Below are 18,339 nucleotides of genomic sequence, written 5' to 3' on the forward strand. Positions count from 1 at the left end.
ATGGACTTCTCCCTGAACGACGAGCAGACCGCCTTCCAGGAAGCAGCGCGCGAGTTCGCCGCCAACGAGCTCGCCCCCAACGCCGCGCGCTGGGACGCGGAGGGCCACTTCCCCAAGGACGTGCTCGCCCACGCCGGCGAGCTCGGCTTCTGCGGCATCTACGCCGACGAGACCGCCGGCGGTCTCGGTCTGCCACGGCTGGACGCGGCGATCATCTTCGAGGAGCTCGCCGGCGGCTGCACGTCGACGGCGGCGTTCCTGACCATCCACAACATGGTCACCTGGATGATCACCACCTGGGGCAGCGAGTCCGTCGTCGCCGAGTGGGGCGAGGCGCTCACCTCCGGGCAGCGCCTGGGCTCGTACTGCCTCACCGAGCCCGGCGCCGGCTCCGACGCCGCGAGCCTGCGCACCAGCGCCCGCCGCGACGGCGACCACTACGTGCTCAACGGCGGCAAGGTGTTCAGCTCCGGCGCCGGCGACACCGACGTGCTCGTGGTCTTCGCGCGCACCGGGGGCGAGGGTCCCGGCGGGATCTCTGCGTTCGCGGTGCCCGCGAACCTCGAGGGCATCTCCTACGGGCGCAAGGAGGAGAAGATGGGCTGGAACAGCCAGCCCACCCGCTCCATCACCTTCGACGATGTGCACGTGCCCGCGGACAACCTCCTCGCCGAGGAAGGCCACGGCTTCCGCCTCGCCATGAAGGCGCTGGACGGCGGCCGCATCAACATCGCCACCTGCTCGGTGGGCACCGCCCAGGCCGCGCTGGCGGCGGCAGGTCGGTACATGCACGAGCGCCGGCAGTTCGGCCGGCCGCTGGCCGACTTCCAGGCCCTGCAGTTCAAGCTCGCGGACATGGCCACGGAGCTGGTCGCCGCCCGGCAGATGGTCCGCCTGGCCGCGTGGCGGCTCGACCGCGGCGACCCGGAGCTGACCACCTACTGCGCGATGGCCAAGCGCTTCGCCACCGACGTGGGCTTCCGGGTGTGCAACGAGGCGCTGCAGATCCACGGCGGCTACGGCTACATCCGCGAGTACCCGCTGGAGCGGCACGTGCGCGATACCCGCGTGCACCAGATCCTGGAGGGCACCAACGAGATCATGCGGCTCATCATCGGCCGCCGCATGCTCGCCGACCACGCCGCGGAGGCAATCCGATGAGCGACTACACCAACCTCACCGTCGAGCGGCGCGGTCACACCGCGGTGGTGACGATGTCCAACCCGCCGGCCAACACCTGGACCCGGGAGGGCCTGATCGACTTCGCCCGCCTGATCGCCGAGCTCAACGCGGACCGCGACGTCTACGCGCTGGTGCTCACCGGCGAGGGCGAGAAATTCTTCTCCGCCGGCGCCGATCTCAAGCTCTTCGCCGACGGCGATGCCGCCGTCGCCGCCGACATGGCCCGGCGCTTCGGCGAGGCCTTCGAGGCCCTGGCAGCCTTCCGCGGCGTCGCGATCGCCGCCGTCAACGGCTTCGCCATGGGCGGCGGCCTGGAGGTGGCACTGGCCTGCGACATCCGCATCGCCGAGGAGCACGCGAAGCTCGCCCTGCCCGAGGCCAAGGTCGGCCTGCTGCCCTGCGCCGGCGGGACCCAGCGCCTGCCACGGCTGGTCGGCGAGGGCTGGGCCAAGCGCATCATCCTCTGCGGCGAGCAGCTCGACACCGCCACGGCGCTGCGGATCGGCCTGGTGGAGGAGTCCGTGGGCCGGGGCGAGGCCCTGGAGCGCGCGCTGGCGCTGGCCGAACAGGTCGGCAACCAGAGCCCGAGCGCGGTCGCCCACTGCAAGGCCCTGATCGACGGCGCCCAGCGGCGGCCCATGGCGGACAACCTCCCCGACGAGCGCGAGCGCTTCGTGCGCCTGTTCGACACCGCCGACCAGCGCGAGGGCGTCGCCGCGTTCCTGGAGAAGCGCCCACCACAGTGGCGTAACGGCTAAACCGGGACCCGGCCGCCCCGGCGATGGGGCGGCCGGGGGTGCGCCCTGGCGGGCCTTCCGGCACCCACCAGTCCCTTCGCGGCAGACGCCACGATACCGGGCGCATTGGCATCCGCCCGGCCGGCGGCCACAATGCCCGGCAACGGCGGCCGGGCACGGCCGCTCACCCGATTGCACCAAGGAGCATCGAATGTCCGAGCAGCCCGTCATCTTCGAGGAGGTCAGCGCCGTCAACGGCCGCCGCGTGGGATTCGCGCGCCTGAACGCCGAGAAGGCGCTCAACGCCCTCAACCCCGCCATGATCGCCGCCCTGCGCCCGCAGCTCGAGCGCTGGGCCGATGACCCGGGCATCGCCTGCGTGGTGCTCCACGGCGCCGGCGAAAAGGCCTTCTGCGCCGGTGGTGACGTTGTCGCCACCTACCGCGCCATCCAGGAGGCCGAGGGTGGGCGCAGCACCTTCTGCGAACAGTTCTTCGAGCAGGAGTACCGCCTCGACTACCGCATCCACACCTACCCCAAGCCCCTGCTGGTCTGGGGCCACGGCATCGTCATGGGCGGCGGCCTCGGCATGATGGTGGGCGGCAGCCACCGGGTGGTCACCGAGGCCTCGCGCATCGCCATGCCGGAGATCACCATCGGGCTGTACCCGGACGTCGCCGGCACCTGGTTCCTCAACCGCATGCCCGGTCGTGTCGGCCTCTTCCTCGGCCTCACCGGGGCGCGGATGAACGCCGCGGACGCCCTCTACACCAGCCTCGCGGACTACTTCATCACCGCCGAGCACCGCGACGCCATCTTCGCCGCGCTCGCGGACGTGGCCTGGGACGACGACCCCGAGCTCAACCGCGGCCACCTCTCGCTGCTGCTGCGCCGCTTCGCCGACGGCTGCCGCGGCGAGCGCCCGCGCTCGAACGTGCTCGAGCACATCGACTTCATCGACCACGTCACCGACCGGCACAGCGTCGCCGGCATCCTCGAGGCCATGCGCGAGAGCAGCCCGGAGGACAAATGGCTGGCCACCGCCACCCGCAACCTGGAACTCGGCTCGCCGACCTCCGCGCGGGTGATCTTCGAGCAGTTCCGCGGCGGCCGCCACCTCTCGCTCAAGCAGGTGTTCCGGCGCGAGCTGGCCATGTCCGTGCAATGCACCCGGCGCCACGACTTTCCTGAGGGCGTCCGCGCCCTGCTGGTGGACAAGGACCAGAACCCGCGATGGAACCCGGCGACCCTCGCCGAGGTGGACGACGCCTTGGTGGATGCCCATTTCGAGGCCCCCGAGGGGCTCGATCCGTCACCGCTCGACGACCTCCCCGAGTAACCGCCCGGGAGGTCCCCACGGTACCGGGCCCGGCGCGTCCGCGGCCTCCGTGCCCCGCCCGGCGGCGCCCTGCCGCCGGGCGGCGGCCCCCTGTCGGGCCACCACTTTCTCCCGCCACCCACGGTGTAGACTGCCCGATATGAACGCACCCTCGTGGATCACGCCCGACTGGCCGGCGCCCCGCCGCGTGCACGCCGCCGCCACCACCCGCATCGGCGGCAGCAGCCGCGCGCCCTTCGACAGCCTGAACCTCGGCGCCCGAACCGGCGACGACGCGCTCAGCGTCACCGGCAACCGCTCCCGCCTCGCCCAGGCCCTGGGCCTGCCGGAGGAGCCGCGCTGGCTGGCGCAGGTCCACGGCGTGCGGGTGGTCTCCGCCGGCACGGTGGACCGCGACGCCACCCGGGCGGACGCCAGCGTCACCGACCAGCCGGGTGTCGTCTGCGCGGTGCTCACCGCCGACTGCCTGCCGGTGCTGCTCTGCGACCGCGCCGGCACCCAGGTCGCCGCCGCCCATGCCGGCTGGCGGGGCCTCGTCGCGGGCGTCCTCGAAAACACCGTCGCCGCCATGACCGGCCCGCCCGACGAGCTGATCGCCTGGCTCGGGCCGGCGATCGGCCCAGAGGCCTACGAGATCGGCGACGACGTCCGCGAGGCCTGCCTGCTGGCCGACCCCGGCGCCCGGGAATGCTTCCGCCCGGTGCGCGAGGGCCACTGGCTAGCCGACCTCTACGCCCTGGCCCGTCGCCGGCTCTCGGGCGCCGGCGTGGGCTCGATTCACGGCGGTGGCCTGTGCACGTATGCTGACCCCGAGCGTTTCTTCTCCTACCGCCGGGACGGGCGCACCGGCCGTATGGCCAGCCTGATCTGGCGGGGGTGAGGTCCAGCCACCCAACCCGGCACAAGGAGACTGCGACCCATGCAGATCATCGGCGCTGACGCCGTCGCCGAGGCCCTCGCCTGGCCGGCGCTCATCGACGGCATCGAGACCCTGTTCCGCGAGGGCTGCGAGGCCCCGCCACGCCACCATCACGCGATCCCGCGCCCGGGCGGCGAGGCCACCATGCTGCTGATGCCAGCCTGGGAGCACGACGGCTACATCGGCGTGAAGATGGCCCACGTCTTCCCCCAGAACGCGGAGCGGGGCCTGCCGGCGATCTCCGGGGTCTACTTCCTCTGCAGCGGCGAGACCGGCCAGCCGCTGGCCTGCATCGAGGGCAGCGAGCTCACCCGCCGGCGCACCGCCGCCGCCTCCGCGCTCGCCGCGCGCTACCTCGCCCGGCCTGACGCGGGACGCCTGGTGGTCGCGGGCACCGGGGCGCTGGCGCCCATGCTGGTCGAGGCGCATGCCACGGTGCGGCCGATCCGTTCCGTGGGCATCTGGGGCCGCAACCCCGAGAAAGCGCAGGCCGTCGCGGCGGACTGCCGGGAGCGGGGCATCGACTGCGAGGCGGTTACGGACCTCGAGGCCGCGGTGGGCGAGGCGGACATCGTGAGCTGCGCGACGCTCTCCACCGAGCCGCTGGTCCGCGGCGGGTGGCTGCGGCCGGGCACCCACGTCGACCTGGTCGGGGCGTTCCGCGCGGACATGCGCGAGAGCGACGACGAGGCCGTGCGCCGCGCGTCCGTGTTCGTGGACACCGAGGCAGGGGCCCGCGGCGAGGCCGGGGACCTGCGCCAGGCCGCGGAGGCCGGTGCCTTCGACTACGACACCGGCATCCAGGCGGATCTCGCCGCACTCGCCCGCGGCACGCACCCCGGGCGGCGCGACGATGCCGAAATCACCCTGTTCAAGTCCGTCGGCGCCTCGCTGGAGGACCTGGCGGCGGCGATCACCGTCTGGCGCGCGGCCGGCGAGCCCGCCTGAGCCGGGTCAGCGGATCTCGCGCTGGTCCCGGCGGTTGCGGAACTCGTTGCCGAGCGACGTCCCCGCCGCCCGGGCCACCCCCTTGAGCAGATCCCACTCGGCACGGATGCGGCGCAGACTCATGTGCCAGAGATCATGGTCCTCGTCCGCCGGCTCCTCGGTGCCATCCAGGTCCCGGTACAACGCCAGCGCCCGGTCCGCGCAGGCCTCGAGGGAATAGCATCGCGCGGTCTCCGCGACCGCCGCCAGCCAGTCGTCCCAGCCCCCCTCGCGGCGGACCATGGCGTCCTCGATCGCGGCAGCGAACGCCGCCTCGTCCGGGTCCCGCAGCAGCCGTCCGTTCTCGCCGTCGCGCACGACCTCGCGGGCACCGGGCGCGTCGATGGCCACCACCGGCAGTCCGGCCGCCATGGCCTCGGCGAGTACCACGCCCTGGGTCTCGGTGAGCGAGGCGAAGGCGAACAGGTCCATGGCCGCGTAGGCGTCGGCGAGCTCCGGCTGCACCAGCTTGCCCGGCATGTGCAGCCGGGCGGCCACGCCGGCACGCCGGCACGCCTCGCGGATCTCGTCCTCGGCCGCCCCGGCACCGACGATCACGCAGTGCGCCCGCGGTGCGTTCGCGAGCACCCGCGCCACCGCCCGGGCGAGGAAGCCGAGGTTCTTCTCGTGGGCCAGCCGGCCGACGTGGCCGATCACGAATGCGTCGGGATCGATGCCGAGCCGCCGACGGAAGGCCGCCCCGTCACCGCCACGGAAGGCGGCGAGATCCACGCCCGTGGGCACGACGTCGATGGGCGTGTGCACGCCCCGGGCGGCCAGGATACCGGCGATGCTCTCGCTGGGGGCGAATACCCGGTCGCAGAGGTTGGCGTAGCTGGTCGAGAGCTGCACCACGAAACGCCGGAGCACCGCGGAGTCCCCCGGGACGTAGTGCGTGTAGCGTTCGTACATGGTGTGGTGGGTAAACACCAGCGGCAGGTCGAACAGCGAGGCCAGCCGCAGCGCGGTCGAACCGATGAGGAACGGGTGATGCGAGTGGACGATGTCCGGCTCGAAGCGCATCACCGCCCGCTCCAGGAAGCGCGGCACCGGCAGCACCACGGAGAAGTCGCTGCCGTTGAAGTTCTGCAGCGCCGGGATGCGCACCACGTCGGGCTCGTCCCGGGGCGCATCGTCGAATTCCGGGGCCACGACCATCACCCGGTGACCGCGGGCGCGATACATCTGCGCGAACGAGTCCACCGAGCGCGCGACGCCGCCCACGTGGGGGAGGTAGGTATTGGTCATCATGAGGATGTTCATGCCGGGGCCCTCCATTGCAGGGTCGCCGCGCCGTCCTCCGCCCGGGCGCGAACGGACGCAACCCCGGCCGGCGCGATATCCACCCCCTCGGGCCGGCGGCGCCACTCGGCCTGCCAGCACACCTCTACGGCCCCGTTATGACCCGTCGCGGGCCGGATGTCCACCGTTACCGGACCGAAGCGTGTGGGCGTCGGGCCGAAGGACATGGGCTCGCCGGCCGCGAACCACTGGGGCGGCACCCCCGAAGCGAGCACCAGGCGCTCGCCCTCCTCGCGCACGAACGCGTCGCGCAGGTAGACCAGCCACTCCGCCGCGGCCCAGACGTGCTGCCCGTCCCCCATGCAGCCACCCAAGGTGCGCGGGTGGATGGCCTCCGGCCACTGGCCGGTGGGCGTCGCCAGCCCGGCCACCACGCGCATGAGCTCGTGGCAGCGCGGGTCGCCGGCGCGCATGAGCACCTGCGCCAGGTGCAGGGTCAGGTAGGCGTTGATCCCGGAGTGGATCATGTCCTGGAAGAAGCCGCCGTGGACCCGGGCGTTGTCCATGAGCCAGTCCGCGGTGCCCAGCAGCCGCGCATCGCACGCCGGCAACAGCCGCAGGGGATAGCCCGCGACGAGCGCACCGACGGCGCCGGCGTCCATGCGCCGATAGGGCGATGCCGGGACCAGGGGGCGTCCCAGGCGCTCGGCATCGCGCTCGTGGCAGCGCTCCAGCGTGTCACGCAGGTCGCCGGCCTCGTCCCGGAACGCCCGGGCACGCTCGCCGTCGCCATGGCCCTCGAGCACGCCGGCGGCCGCCTCGAGGCCGGCCACCGACCAGTAGTCGTCCCAGTAGTAGTAATCGTTGGGGCCGAAGTGCTCGGCACTGAAGCCGGCAGGCAGCAGCCCCGCGTGAGCCGTCCCGCCGCCCGGCTCCGTGCGCTTGCGCGCGATCCAGCGCCCTCCGCGCCGCAGGGCCTGCAACCACGACTCGGGCAGCGCCTCGCCGGTGACCTCGTGGTAGCGCGCGAGGATCCACATGGCCTCGCCGTTGGCGTCCCACTCGCCGTCCTGGGAGTGGAAGTAACCGGTGGTGCGGTGCTGACGTTCCGGGAAGAGGCCGAGCATGCGCCGGGCGCGGGCGGTCAGGCCGGCGTGCAGCAGGGCATGCACGATGAAGGCCGCATCCCGGAACCAGAAGCGTTTGTATGTGTAGGGCCCCGGGTAGCAGTCCTCCACGGTGTGGAGCATGACGGTACGCAGGGCGTTGTCGTAGAGGAAGCGCACCCGCGCATCCGGCACGGTGAGCCGTGCCGTCCCGGCCAGCGACTCGCGCCAGTCCCCTTCCGCCGCCGTGGCATCCGCCTCTTTCAGCGGTACACGTACGGCGAGCCGCCGCACCCCGCCCGGCTCGATGCGGAACAGCGCCGCCGCGGTGGCGAGCCCGGTATCGCAATCGGCCACCGACGCGGCGTCCGGGTCGTCGAGGTGGATGGCGACGTCGCCGTGACGGTAGTCGGAGACGTAGTGCCGGTCCGCGGCGGTATCGAAGCGCACGTCCCACTCCCCGTCGACGCGCCAGCCGCGGGCGTCCTCGCCGAGCACCGCGTGGTGGACGAAACTGACCCCCTCGGGGTTGTACGGCCTCAGCGCGAGGGCGAGGTGGCCACCGGACTGGGCCCGCGCCTCGTAGTGGAGTTCCAGCACCGCCCGCCCGGACTCGCGGCGCACCACCGCCCGTGCCAGCAGGCGCAGACCGTTGCGCACCACCTCCGTGACCACGGCACCGTCGTCATCGAGGTCGACGTACTGCGAGGCGTGGGTCTCACGCGAGGGGTAGAGGCGCTCGCCGTCGTCACCGAGCACCCAGGCGTCCAGCGAGGGGCCGTCGTAGAAGGGTGTGACCAGCCCACGCGGGTCCACGATGGGCAACCCCGCGTGGTCCGGCTGGCCCACGGCGGTCCAGTTGCGGTGGGTGAGGTTGACGTGGGTGACGGAGAAGGCCCGCGGCAGGAAGGCGTCGCTCGCCGGGTCGAACTGGCGCTCGATCCAGTAGGGCCACACCCAGTCCAGGTTGTGCTGGATCACCCGGGTATTGATCAGGCCGCGGGCGTGGAAGACCACGCCCGCGCGCAGCAGCTCGATGGGCTCGGAGACCTCCGAGGGTTGGGCGAAACGCTGCAGCCGCGCGATCAGCGCCAGGGGATCGAGGAAGCCGTGGGCCCGGGCGGCCCGCCGGATGAGGAATCTCCAGGGCAGCCAGCTCCAGCGCAACGCGACCTCCGTCTCAGGGCAGCTCGACGAGGCTGCATTCCAGGGATTCCCGGTGGGTTACCGGGGACTCGTCCGGGTAGCCGTACCAGATCAGCGCGATCACCATCTCGATATCCGGGTCGATCCACAGCAGGTCGTAGAAGCGGGCATCGCGGATCACCGGCCCGGTTGACCACTTCATGCCGATGCCCTCGCTCCACAGCGACAGCGCGATATTGTGGATCGCGCAGGCACAGGCGGCGTAATCCTCCCACGCCTGGAGCTCGTCGCTGGAGTGATCGCAGCTCACCGCGAGCCAGCCGGGCTTGGCCTCCCAGTTGCGGCGCTTGCCCTCGGCGGCCTCCGCCCCCTTGGTGGCGGTGAGCATCTCGGTGTTCAAGTCGATGATGCCGCGCCGGGTCTCCTCGCCGATGAGATAGAAGTGCCAGGGTTCGGTTAGGTGGTGGTTGGGGGCCCAGCGCGCGAGGTCCAGTGCCCGGAGCACGGCCTCGCGCGGCGGTGGCTCCTGGCGGAAGCGGTTGATGGTGCGCCGCGTACGGAGGAGCTCCGCCGCCTGCTCCGGTGTTGCCGCATCGGCGGCACGCACCGCGCCTGCCTGCGTCTGCGCTGCCATGAACGCGTCCCCATGCCGATCAGTGATGGATCAGGATACCATGCCGTACGCGACCCAGGCCGGCGGTACGATGGTCGGACCAACGTTGAAAGCCATCCGCGGGCTGGGTACTTTTCCCGATTTGAGGATCTTCGCGGCATGGCGATAGACAGTTACCACCACTGGGCCGAGGCGGTGATTCCGCCGGAGGGGGCCGACCCGGCCTGGCTCGCGGCGCGGCTGGCGGACGCTCGCGCCACGCTGCTCCACCGTCTAGAGTTCACCAGCGCGCGACTGCGGCTGCGCGGGCTGCGCCTGCGGGTGCTGCCCCCGGCGGCGCCGGCACCCCCGGACCCGCCACCGCCGAGCCTCGGGATGACGCTGACCCTGGTCGGTGCCGCGCCGGAGCTGCGGGTGCGAGAGGGTGTCTACCGCGCCGAACGTGACGGCTGGATCCGCTGCTGGTCCGGCTACAGCCTGATCGGTGTAACCCGGGACGATACGCCGGAGACCCTTCCCGAGGATCTGGTGCGGGAGGCCACGGCATGGCTGCGCGTCTACCGCGGCCATATCGAGGACCTCGGCGCAGCGGACGCGGTGCCGCGTGGCCCGCGCGCCGGTCCCTCTTCCCTGCGCTGAACCGCGCGCACCATGGTTGTACAGGCACACCCAAAACATGCTACAAACTCTTTACACACGCAGGACAGCACACGAACGATGACCCACCCCCTTGCGAGCCACTTCGAGCAGATCATCACCGGCATCGGCGAGGACGTCGACCGGGAGGGCCTGGCGAAGACCCCGGAGCGCGCCGCTAAGGCGTTCGAGTACCTTACCGAGGGCTACCAGCAGGACCTCGGCACGCTGGTCAACGGCGCACTGTTCGAGTCGGATCTCGACGAGATGATCATCGTGCGCAACATCGAGCTGTACTCGCTGTGTGAACACCACCTGCTGCCGTTCTTCGGCCGCGCCCAGGTCGCCTACATCCCGGACGGCCGCGTACTCGGGCTCTCCAAGGTGGCGCGCATCGTGGACATGTATGCCCGCCGGCTGCAGATCCAGGAACAGCTCACCCGCGAGATCGCCGAGGCGGTGCAGAGCGTCACCGGTGCCCGGGGCGTCGGCGTGCAGATCGAGGCCCGACACATGTGCATGATGATGCGCGGGGTATCCAAGCAGAACTCGGAGATGAGCACGTCGGTGATGCTCGGCACCTTCCGGCACTCGCAGTCGACGCGCAACGAGTTCCTGCAGCTCATCAAGTCGGGGTGACACGGGATGCGCCACGAGCTCTCGCGCATTCGCATCAAGGACCTGCGCCTGCGCACGTTCATCGGCTTCAACACCGAGGAGCAGGAAAAGCGCCAGGACGTGGTGGTCAACGTCACCATCGACTACGACGCCCTGCCGGCGGCGCGCAGCGATGACGTCGACCACGCCCTGGACTACAAGGGCATCACCAAGCGCATCATCGCCCACGTCGAGGACAACCGCTTCCTGCTGCTCGAGAAGCTGGTGAGCGACATCCTCGACATCGCCATGGCACCGCCGGAGGTCCGGCGCGCGGAGGTGGAGGTCGACAAGCCCCATGCCCTGCGCTTCTCCGACTCCGTATCGCTGGCCATGGCCGCCCATCGGGACGACGACGCGCGCTAGCGGTCCATCGCGTGGTATTCCGGGTTGGGCATCATGTCCACCCCGGCGGCGAGGCGGTTGGTCATGTTGAAGAAGGCGGCCACCGCGGCGATGTCCCAGATCTCGCGGTCGCTGAACCCGGTATCGCGCAGCACGTCCCGGTCCGCCTCGCCCACGGACTCCGGATCCTCGGTGAGCGCCACGGCGAAATCCAGCATGGCCACGGAACGCGCCTCGAGCTCGGCGACGCGGTAGTTCATCACCAGCATCTCACCCAGCGTCGGGTCTCCGGAGAGCGCCCGTACCGCCTGCCCGTGGGCGACGAGGCAATAGTAGCAACGGTTCACCGAGGAGACGACCACCGCGATCATCTCCCGCTCCAGGCGGCTGAGACCGGAGTCGCCGAGCATGAGCTCGTTGTAGAAGGACACGAAGTTGCGCAGCTTGTTCTGATCGAAGCTGTAGGCACGCAGCACGTTGGGCACCATGCCCAGCTTCTCCTGGCAGACGGCCAGGTAGCGGCGCATGTCCTCGTCCATGGACGCCGGGTCCATTAAGGGCAGGTCCAGGGCAGTGACGTGATCAGGCTGGGTCATGACGGCTCCTCCTCGCGGGGATTCACGCCCGGGGCGCGGGCGGCTCAACGCCGCCCGCCCACCCCGTAGCGGGTGACCAGGGCCACGCCGGCGAGCGCCAGTGCGCCGCCGGCGAATATCAGTCCCGTGGGTGTTTCGCCCAGCCACAGCCAGGCGATCAGCACCGATATCGGGGGCTGGAGATAGATGAAGCTCGTGGCGATGCTTGCAGGCAGCCGCGAGAGCCCGAAGGTATAGCATCCGTAGCCGAGCGCCATCGGAAAGACACCGAGGTACACGCCGGCGAGGGTCGGCTCCAGCGGCGCCGCCGCCACCCGCTCGGGCAGCCCCGGCAGTACCGGCAGGCTCGCCACCAGCGAGATCCACACCGCCCAGGCGAGGAACACGGTGGGCCGCTCCGCGCGCAGCACCGGCTTCTGGTAGACGAAATACACCGCGGTGACCCCGGCGGCGAGGATGATCAGCCCCACACCGCGCACGCTGCCGAGATCGAGCCCCTCGTTGAGGGTAATGACCGTCACCCCGAGCGCCCCCAGGGCCAGCCCGGCCCAGGCCGGCGGACGCAACCGTTCGCCGGCAACCAGCGCCGCCAGCAGCGCCGTGCACACCGGCACCGCCGTGATCACCAGCCCCGCGGCACTCGCGGTTATCGTCGTCTGCCCCGCGGCCAGCAGGCTCTGGTAGCCGAACACCCCGATCAGCCCGAGCACGGCGATGCGCGGCAGGAGCCGCCAGTCCGCGGGCCGGGCACGCCCGCGGGGCACGAGCACCAGCGCGAAGCACAGCCCGGCCACGGACAGACGCAGGAACACCGTCTCCATCGGCGTGTAGTAGGCCAGGGTCGCCTTGGCCGCCGGGAAGGCGGACGCCCAGAACACCGCCGTGGCACACAGCGCCAGCAGCGCCACCGCCCGCGACCGGCCCGTCTCGTCAGCCGCGGCGCTCACGAGAGCACCCGTGTCAGCGTCACCGCCGCGAGCACCAGCAGCACCACTCCGGTCAACCGGTCCACCCAGAGCGCATGCCCGCGCAGCCACGCAAGCACGCGGCCGCGGGTCAGCGCCGTCGCCACCAGCGCGTACCAGCCGCCGTCCACCACCGTGGCCGTGGCCCAGAACACCCCGACCTCGGCCACGCCCATGTCCGCATGGACGAACTGGCTGAACAGCGCGAGGAAGAACACGGCGATCTTGGGATTGAGGAAGGCCATGAGGAAGCCGTCACGGGCGGCGCCGGCCACGCCGACGGGCACCGTCGCTCCGGCGGCCCCTTCCAGCGCCGCGCCCCCGCTGCGCAACGCACCGATCCCCAGCCAGGCGAGATAGGCCGCACCGGCGAGGGCGAGACCGTGGTAGACCAGCGGGTCCGCGGTCACCACCGCCGCCAGGCCCAGGGTGGTCAGCAGCGCGTATACGCCCACCCCCAGCGCGTGGGCCAGGGCCGCCGCGAGCCCGTGGGCCCGGGAGCGGCGCACGCTGTGACGCACCACCACCGCCAGGCTCGGCCCCGGAGAGACGGCACCGAGCACGCACACCCCGGCCAGCGCGAGCCACGCGGCCAGCGTCATCGCACCAGCCCGGGCGGGGTCAGCCGGTCGCCGACCTCCAGGCCGAGGCGACGCGCCGTACCGGCGGCGAGCTCCAGGGCGTGACGCACGCCCGGGGGCGAACGGTAGCCATCCCGGCCGGGCTCCATACGGGCGATCTCGAGAATGCGCCCGTCCGCATCCATCCAGACGATGTCCAGCGGCAGGGCCACGTTGTGCATGTGCCAGTGCGTTACCCGGCTGGCGGGATAGCTGAACCAGATGGGATTACGGCGGATCTCCGGGGCGGGCACGTACTGCATGCCCTGGGCCCGTTCGTCGCCCTCGTCGGCGACGCGCACCGTCAACGCGCCGGCATCGCCGGGCAGGATCACCCGGGCCTGCTCCATGCCCCGCCAGACCGCCAGACCGCGGGACTCCGGGTCGTCCCCCCCGGCCGGACCGGGCCGGCCGAAGACGAGCACGCCAACGGTGACGAAAGCGATCAGGAGTATACGGGGTGCGGCACGCATGACCGCGAGTATGCCAGCCGCCGCCCGGCTTGGGCAGCCCGCGGAACCGTATCAATCATCCCGCCGGGTCCCGAGCAGGTCGAACTGCCGGAGCAGCCCCTCGAGCTCGGTCACCAGCGACACCAGCCGTCGGCTGGTGTCGCGGGTATCCCCCGCGGCATTCTCCGTCTCCGCGAACCCGTCGTTCACCTGGATGACGCTGCGATTGATCTCCTCGGCCGTGGCGGACTGCTGCTCGACGGCGGCCGCGATGCGGTTGTTCGTGTCGCTGATCCCGCGCACCGCCTCCTCGATCTCGTGCATCGCCCCACGGGCACCTTCGGCACCCTCGGTCACCTCGCGGGCGGCCTCCCGGCTACGGCCCATACCCGCAACCGCCGTGCCCGCTCCCCCCTCGAGGCGCTCGATCATGCCGGTGATCTCACCGATGGACGCACTGACCCGGCCGGACAGGGCACGCACCTCCTCGGCGACCACGGCGAAACCGCGCCCGGCCTCGCCCGCCCTCGCCGCCTCGATGGCGGCGTTGAGCGCCAGCAGATTGGTCTGTTCGGAGATGCCCTGGATGACGTCGAGGACATGGCGGATTCCGTCGGTATCGCCCTTGAGCCGCTCCACCGCCTCGCCGGCCTCGTCGAGGTCCGTGGCAAGCCGCTCCATCGCCCGCGCGGCCACATCCACCCGGGTCCGCCCGTCACCGGTCTGGGTCAGCGCCTGCTCGGCGGTGGACGCCGCCTCGGCGGTACTGCGCGAGACCTCCTGGACGGTGGTGGACATCTCGTTCATGGCGGTGGCGACCTGCTCGATCTCACCGCGCTGGGTATTGATGGCCCCCCGACTGCGCTCCGCGGCCCCTTCCGTGGCCTTCCCGCTGTCCGCCAGGGCCTCACTCACGTTGTGGAGACGGGTATGCATCGCGACGTGCTGGGCACGGTACATGCCGAACGCCAGGTCGATGCGCGCGGCATCGTCGTGCCCGTCGCCGTAGACCCGCTCGCCAACGGGATTCGAAAACACCCCGCGCGCGCGGACGGCGACCGCGGCAAGGCGCCCGGTCAGCATGAGTACCGTCACCACACCAAGCAGCGTCAGTATGAGTGCCGCCCCCAGGGCCGGCCACAGTGGCAGCGACGCACCAGCGGCGACGCCGAGCCATGTCGATACGCCAACAGCTCCGGCAAGCAGCGGACGCGTGCCCACACGCGCGTGCCATGGCACGACCGCACGGCCTCGCCGCATCCGGGCATAGAGCGCCTCGGCACGTGCCTTCTCGGCCTCACTCGCCATGGTCCGCACGGACTGATAGCCAACCTTCCTGCCGTCCTCGTAGACCGGGGCGACGTAGGCGCTGACCCAGTAGTGATCGCCGTTCCGGCAGCGGTTCTTGATCACACCCATCCAGGGGCGGTCGGCCTTGAGGCTGGCCCACAGGCTCTCGAACACCGCCTCCGGCATGTCCGGATGGCGGATGACATTGTGCGGCTGACCGCGAAGCTCTTCTTCACTGAAACCGGCGATACGGCAGAAATCCTCGTTGGCGCTGAGGATCCGGCTGTCTTCGTCGGTGGTGCTGATCAGCCGTTCGTCCGGACGTACAGGCTGTTCGCGCTGGGTGACCGGCTGGTTGACCCGCATGGTCGTGCATCTCCTCCACACGCCCGGCGAAGTCCGCCGGGCCCCGTCCTGTTTACGGGGCCGTTATCGGCAGGTACGGCGATGCTTAAACAGGGGCGACCGCGCCGGACCGATCAGGTGTCGGTCCGGGCAGTGCGGCGGATGCGCAGGCCGAGCTCGCGCAGCTGCGCCTCGTCGACCTCGGCGGGTGCCTCGGTGAGCAGACAGGTCGCGGTCTGCGTCTTGGGGAACGCCATGACATCTCGGATGGAGTGCGCACCGGTCATGAGCATGACCAGACGGTCGAGGCCGAAGGCGATGCCGCCGTGGGGCGGCGCCCCGTACTCCAGGGCGTTGAGCAGGAAGCCGAACTTCTCGCGGGCCTCGTCCTCGCCGATGCCCAGAAGCTCGAAGACCCGCCACTGCATATCCGGGCGGTGGATACGGATGGAACCGCCGCCGATCTCGGTGCCGTTGAGGACCATGTCGTAGGCGCGGGAAAGCAGCGTTTCCGGGTCCCGGCCGTCAAGCTCCGCAGGCTCCGTGGTCTGGGGCGAGGTGAACGGGTGATGGAGCGCGTAGAGACGGCCGTCGTCCTCGTCATACTCGAACATCGGGAAGTCGACCACCCACAGCGGGCGCCAGCCCGGCTCGACCATGTCCAGGTCGTGGCCCACGCGTACGCGCAGCGCACCGAGGGCGTCGTTGACCACCCGGGCGCGGTCCGCGCCGAAGAAGACCAGGTCCCCCGCCGCGGCACCGGTACGCTCGAGGATGCCCTCGACCGCGGCATCCGGCAGGAACTTGAGGATCGGCGACTGCAGGCCCTCGCGCCCGGCAGCCGGGTCGTTGACCTTGATGTAGGCGAGACCCTTGGCGCCGTAGCGGCCCACGAAGTCGGTGTACTCGTCGATCACCTTGCGGGTCAGCGCCGCGCCGCCGGGCACCCGCAGGGCGGCGACCCGGCCCTTGGGATCGGCGGCGGGTGCGGCGAAGACCTTGAACTCCACGTCCGTGAGCAGGTCGGCGACCTCCACGAGCTCCAGCGGGATGCGCAGGTCCGGGCGGTCGATGCCGAAGCGGTCGACGGCCTCGGCATAGGTCATGCGCGGGAACGGCTCCGGCAGCGACTCGCCGAGGACCTCGTCGAACAGCCCGCGGATCATCGCCTCCATGTGGCCCATGATCCCCTCCTCGTCCATGAACGAGGTCTCGATATCGAGCTGGGTGAACTCGGGCTGACGGTCAGCGCGCAGGTCCTCGTCGCGGAAGCAGCGCGTGATCTGGTAGTAGCGGTCCATGCCGCTCATCATCAGCAGCTGCTTGAACAGCTGCGGCGACTGCGGCAGGGCGTAGAACTCGCCGGGATGCATGCGGCTCGGGACCAGGAAGTCCCGCGCGCCTTCCGGGGTGGCGCGGGTCAGCATCGGCGTCTCGATGTCGAGGAAGCCGTTGCTGTCGAGATAGCGGCGCAGCGCCCCGGTCACCCGGGCGCGGGTGCGCAGGCGCTCCTGCATCTCCGGCCGGCGCAGATCCACGTAGCGGTGGCGCAGGCGCACGTCCTCGCCGACGTCGGTGTCGTCGAGCTGGAACGGCGGTGTCTTGGCGCGGTTGAGCACCGTGAGCCCGGTAGCGTAGAGCTCCACCTGGCCGGTGGCGAGGTTCGGGTTCTCCGTGCCCTCCGGGCGGCGGCGGACCCGCCCGCGCACCTGCAGCACGTACTCGTTACGCGCGGTGTCGGCGAGCTCGAAGGCCTCGCGCTCGTCCGGGTCGAACACCACCTGGAGCAGACCCTCACGATCGCGCAGGTCGATGAAGATGATGCCGCCATGATCCCGCCGCCGGTGTGCCCAGCCACAGACCTCGACCGTCTCGTCGAGCAGGGCCTCGGTAACCCCGCCGCAGTAATGAGTGCGCATGAATCCGAACCGCCTGTCAGTCCTCGGAAAACGAAAAAGGCCCGCGGATGCGGGCATTATTACGAGGCGGGCAATGTTAAGAGCTTGCCGGGGGGCGCGCAACCGCGCCCGGCGGCGGCCGCGTCAGCTGGCCGCCGTCTTCTTGCCCTCGCCGGAGCCGCCCCCGGACCCACCACTGGAGCCGGAGTCACCCTTGCTGCCGCCCCCACCGTCGCCCGCGAGGTTGCGGCGGTTGTCCTTCTTGAAGTCGGTCTCGTACCAGCCGCCGCCCTTGAGCCGGAACGCGGCCGCGGAGATGCGCTTGCGCAGCTGCGGACGATGGCACTCGGGACATTCGGTGAGGGGCTCGTCGTTGATGGACTGCAGCGCCTCGAGCTCGTGACCACAGGCGTCACAGAGGTATTCATAGATCGGCATGTCCTGTTCCTCATGCAGAGTGGGTACCGGCGGGATTTCCCCCTCGAAGATAGGGGCATTCTCGCAGGGAACCAAGCGCGCCGCCGGAATGGTGTCAATGATACCGTAGAAAGGGTGGCCGTGTGGCCGGAATCCACCGGAGCCGGGCCGTTTACGGGAGGGCGCGTGAATCCGCTGACACTGCTGGTGGGGGCTTTCCTGCTCGCCTTCCTGTTCGCGCTGGTACAGGTGGGCGCGCTGACCATCGCGTTCGGCAAGCTCGGGCTCTCCGGGGGCTCGGCGATGCTGCTGCTGTTCACCTCGCTGATCGGCAGCGGGGTCAACCTGCCGCTGTTCACCCTGGACGCCGAGGGCGAGCGCGACCCGCGCTGGCGCAGGCCCCCGCCGTGGATGAAGGGCATGCTCCGAGAGATCCCGGAAGGCAAGGTGCTGGTGGCGATGAACGTCGGCGGCGGACTCGTGCCCCTCGCCTTCTCGGTCTACCTGCTCTCGCGCAGCGCCCTCGCGCCGCTGCCGGTGCTGGTCGCCGTGGCCATCCAGGCCCTGGTCTGTTACCTCTTCAGCCGCCCGGTGCGCGGCGTGGGCATCGGCATGCCGGTGTTCATCGCGCCGATCACCGCCGCCATCACCGCGGTCGCCCTGCAGCCGGAGGCCAGCGCACCGCTGGCCTACATCTGCGGGACCCTGGGGGTGCTGATCGGCGCCGACATCCTGCGCCTGCGCGACGTGGGACGGCTCGGCGCACCGGTGGCCTCGATCGGCGGCGCCGGCACCTTCGACGGGGTGTTCATCACCGGCATCGTCGCGGTGCTGCTCGCCTGATACC

At 71.0% G+C, this 18,339-nt stretch carries 19 protein-coding genes; 9 read left to right on the forward strand and 10 right to left on the reverse strand.

The window, feature by feature from the left end:
* From C516_RS0114735 to lhpI, 5 genes are all read left to right on the forward strand, one after another.
* Window positions 1-1,161, forward strand: coding sequence for an acyl-CoA dehydrogenase family protein (locus C516_RS0114735; RefSeq protein ID WP_018719180.1), 1,161 nt, complete (start codon window positions 1-3; stop codon window positions 1,159-1,161).
* Window positions 1,158-1,940, forward strand: coding sequence for an enoyl-CoA hydratase (locus C516_RS0114740; RefSeq protein ID WP_018719181.1), 783 nt, complete (start codon window positions 1,158-1,160; stop codon window positions 1,938-1,940). Before C516_RS0114735 ends, C516_RS0114740 begins: the two co-directional genes overlap by 4 nt.
* A 190-nt stretch (window positions 1,941-2,130) precedes the next feature.
* Entirely contained in the window at window positions 2,131-3,258 is a 1,128-nt protein-coding gene (locus C516_RS0114745) for an enoyl-CoA hydratase/isomerase family protein (RefSeq protein WP_018719182.1), read from the forward strand.
* Window positions 3,259-3,397: 139 nt separating this feature from the next.
* Window positions 3,398-4,138: a peptidoglycan editing factor PgeF gene (gene pgeF, locus C516_RS0114750; RefSeq protein ID WP_018719183.1), complete on the forward strand. Its 741-nt coding sequence runs from the start codon at window positions 3,398-3,400 to the stop codon at window positions 4,136-4,138.
* Between the two features lie 39 nt (window positions 4,139-4,177).
* Window positions 4,178-5,125, forward strand: coding sequence for a bifunctional Delta(1)-pyrroline-2-carboxylate/Delta(1)-piperideine-2-carboxylate reductase (gene lhpI / locus C516_RS0114755; protein WP_018719184.1), 948 nt, complete (start codon window positions 4,178-4,180; stop codon window positions 5,123-5,125).
* Between the two features lie 6 nt (window positions 5,126-5,131).
* On the opposite strand, the gene C516_RS0114760 is transcribed toward lhpI, so the two are convergent.
* From C516_RS0114760 to C516_RS0114770, 3 genes are read right to left on the reverse strand one after another with little or no spacing between them, the layout of a single operon-like run.
* Window positions 5,132-6,427: a glycosyltransferase gene (locus C516_RS0114760; protein ID WP_040409612.1), complete on the reverse strand. Its 1,296-nt coding sequence runs from the start codon at window positions 6,425-6,427 to the stop codon at window positions 5,132-5,134.
* Complete coding sequence (locus tag C516_RS0114765; RefSeq protein WP_018719186.1) at window positions 6,424-8,679, reverse strand: glycoside hydrolase family 15 protein; 2,256 nt, start codon at window positions 8,677-8,679, stop codon at window positions 6,424-6,426. The genes C516_RS0114760 and C516_RS0114765 overlap by 4 nt, the downstream gene beginning before the upstream one ends.
* A 13-nt stretch (window positions 8,680-8,692) precedes the next feature.
* A complete protein-coding gene (locus tag C516_RS0114770; RefSeq protein WP_018719187.1) occupies window positions 8,693-9,292 on the reverse strand; it encodes a nitroreductase family protein in 600 nt (199 codons plus the stop codon).
* Between the two features lie 138 nt (window positions 9,293-9,430).
* On the opposite strand from C516_RS0114770, the gene C516_RS0114775 reads away from it, so the two are divergent.
* From C516_RS0114775 to folX, 3 genes are all read left to right on the forward strand, one after another.
* Entirely contained in the window at window positions 9,431-9,910 is a 480-nt protein-coding gene (locus C516_RS0114775; RefSeq protein ID WP_018719188.1) for a hypothetical protein, read from the forward strand.
* A gap of 78 nt (window positions 9,911-9,988) precedes the next feature.
* Window positions 9,989-10,546, forward strand: coding sequence for a GTP cyclohydrolase I FolE (folE, locus tag C516_RS0114780; protein WP_018719189.1), 558 nt, complete (start codon window positions 9,989-9,991; stop codon window positions 10,544-10,546).
* Window positions 10,547-10,552: 6 nt separating this feature from the next.
* Window positions 10,553-10,930 carry a dihydroneopterin triphosphate 2'-epimerase gene (folX, locus tag C516_RS0114785; RefSeq protein WP_018719190.1) on the forward strand — a complete coding sequence of 126 codons (378 nt, stop codon included), beginning with the start codon at window positions 10,553-10,555 and terminating at the stop codon, window positions 10,928-10,930.
* On the opposite strand, the gene C516_RS0114790 is transcribed toward folX, so the two are convergent.
* From C516_RS0114790 to C516_RS19710, 7 genes are all read right to left on the reverse strand, one after another.
* A complete protein-coding gene (locus C516_RS0114790; RefSeq protein WP_018719191.1) occupies window positions 10,927-11,505 on the reverse strand; it encodes a peroxidase-related enzyme in 579 nt (192 codons plus the stop codon). The genes folX and C516_RS0114790 overlap by 4 nt on opposite strands.
* Window positions 11,506-11,549: 44 nt before the next feature.
* Entirely contained in the window at window positions 11,550-12,452 is a 903-nt protein-coding gene (locus tag C516_RS0114795) for a DMT family transporter (protein ID WP_018719192.1), read from the reverse strand.
* The gene (locus tag C516_RS0114800) at window positions 12,449-13,072 is read right to left on the reverse strand and encodes a LysE family translocator (protein ID WP_018719193.1); all 624 of its coding nucleotides are present in this window, start codon (window positions 13,070-13,072) and stop codon (window positions 12,449-12,451) included. Before C516_RS0114800 ends, C516_RS0114795 begins: the two co-directional genes overlap by 4 nt.
* Window positions 13,069-13,563: a DUF192 domain-containing protein gene (locus tag C516_RS20610; protein WP_018719194.1), complete on the reverse strand. Its 495-nt coding sequence runs from the start codon at window positions 13,561-13,563 to the stop codon at window positions 13,069-13,071. The genes C516_RS0114800 and C516_RS20610 overlap by 4 nt, the downstream gene beginning before the upstream one ends.
* Before the next feature lie 51 nt (window positions 13,564-13,614).
* Window positions 13,615-15,198 (reverse strand): methyl-accepting chemotaxis protein, encoded by a 1,584-nt coding sequence (locus tag C516_RS0114810; protein ID WP_018719195.1) that lies wholly within the window; start codon window positions 15,196-15,198, stop codon window positions 13,615-13,617.
* Between the two features lie 113 nt (window positions 15,199-15,311).
* Window positions 15,312-17,096, reverse strand: coding sequence for an aspartate--tRNA ligase (gene aspS, locus C516_RS0114815; RefSeq protein ID WP_018719196.1), 1,785 nt, complete (start codon window positions 17,094-17,096; stop codon window positions 15,312-15,314).
* A gap of 123 nt (window positions 17,097-17,219) precedes the next feature.
* Window positions 17,220-17,513: an FmdB family zinc ribbon protein gene (locus tag C516_RS19710; protein ID WP_018719197.1), complete on the reverse strand. Its 294-nt coding sequence runs from the start codon at window positions 17,511-17,513 to the stop codon at window positions 17,220-17,222.
* 165 nt (window positions 17,514-17,678) lie between these two features.
* On the opposite strand from C516_RS19710, the gene C516_RS0114825 reads away from it, so the two are divergent.
* Window positions 17,679-18,335: a DUF1614 domain-containing protein gene (locus C516_RS0114825; protein ID WP_018719198.1), complete on the forward strand. Its 657-nt coding sequence runs from the start codon at window positions 17,679-17,681 to the stop codon at window positions 18,333-18,335.
* The last annotated feature ends 4 nt before the right edge of the window (window positions 18,336-18,339 follow it).

Source organism: Arhodomonas aquaeolei DSM 8974 (assembly GCF_000374645.1).
GTDB lineage: Bacteria > Pseudomonadota > Gammaproteobacteria > Nitrococcales > Nitrococcaceae > Arhodomonas > Arhodomonas aquaeolei.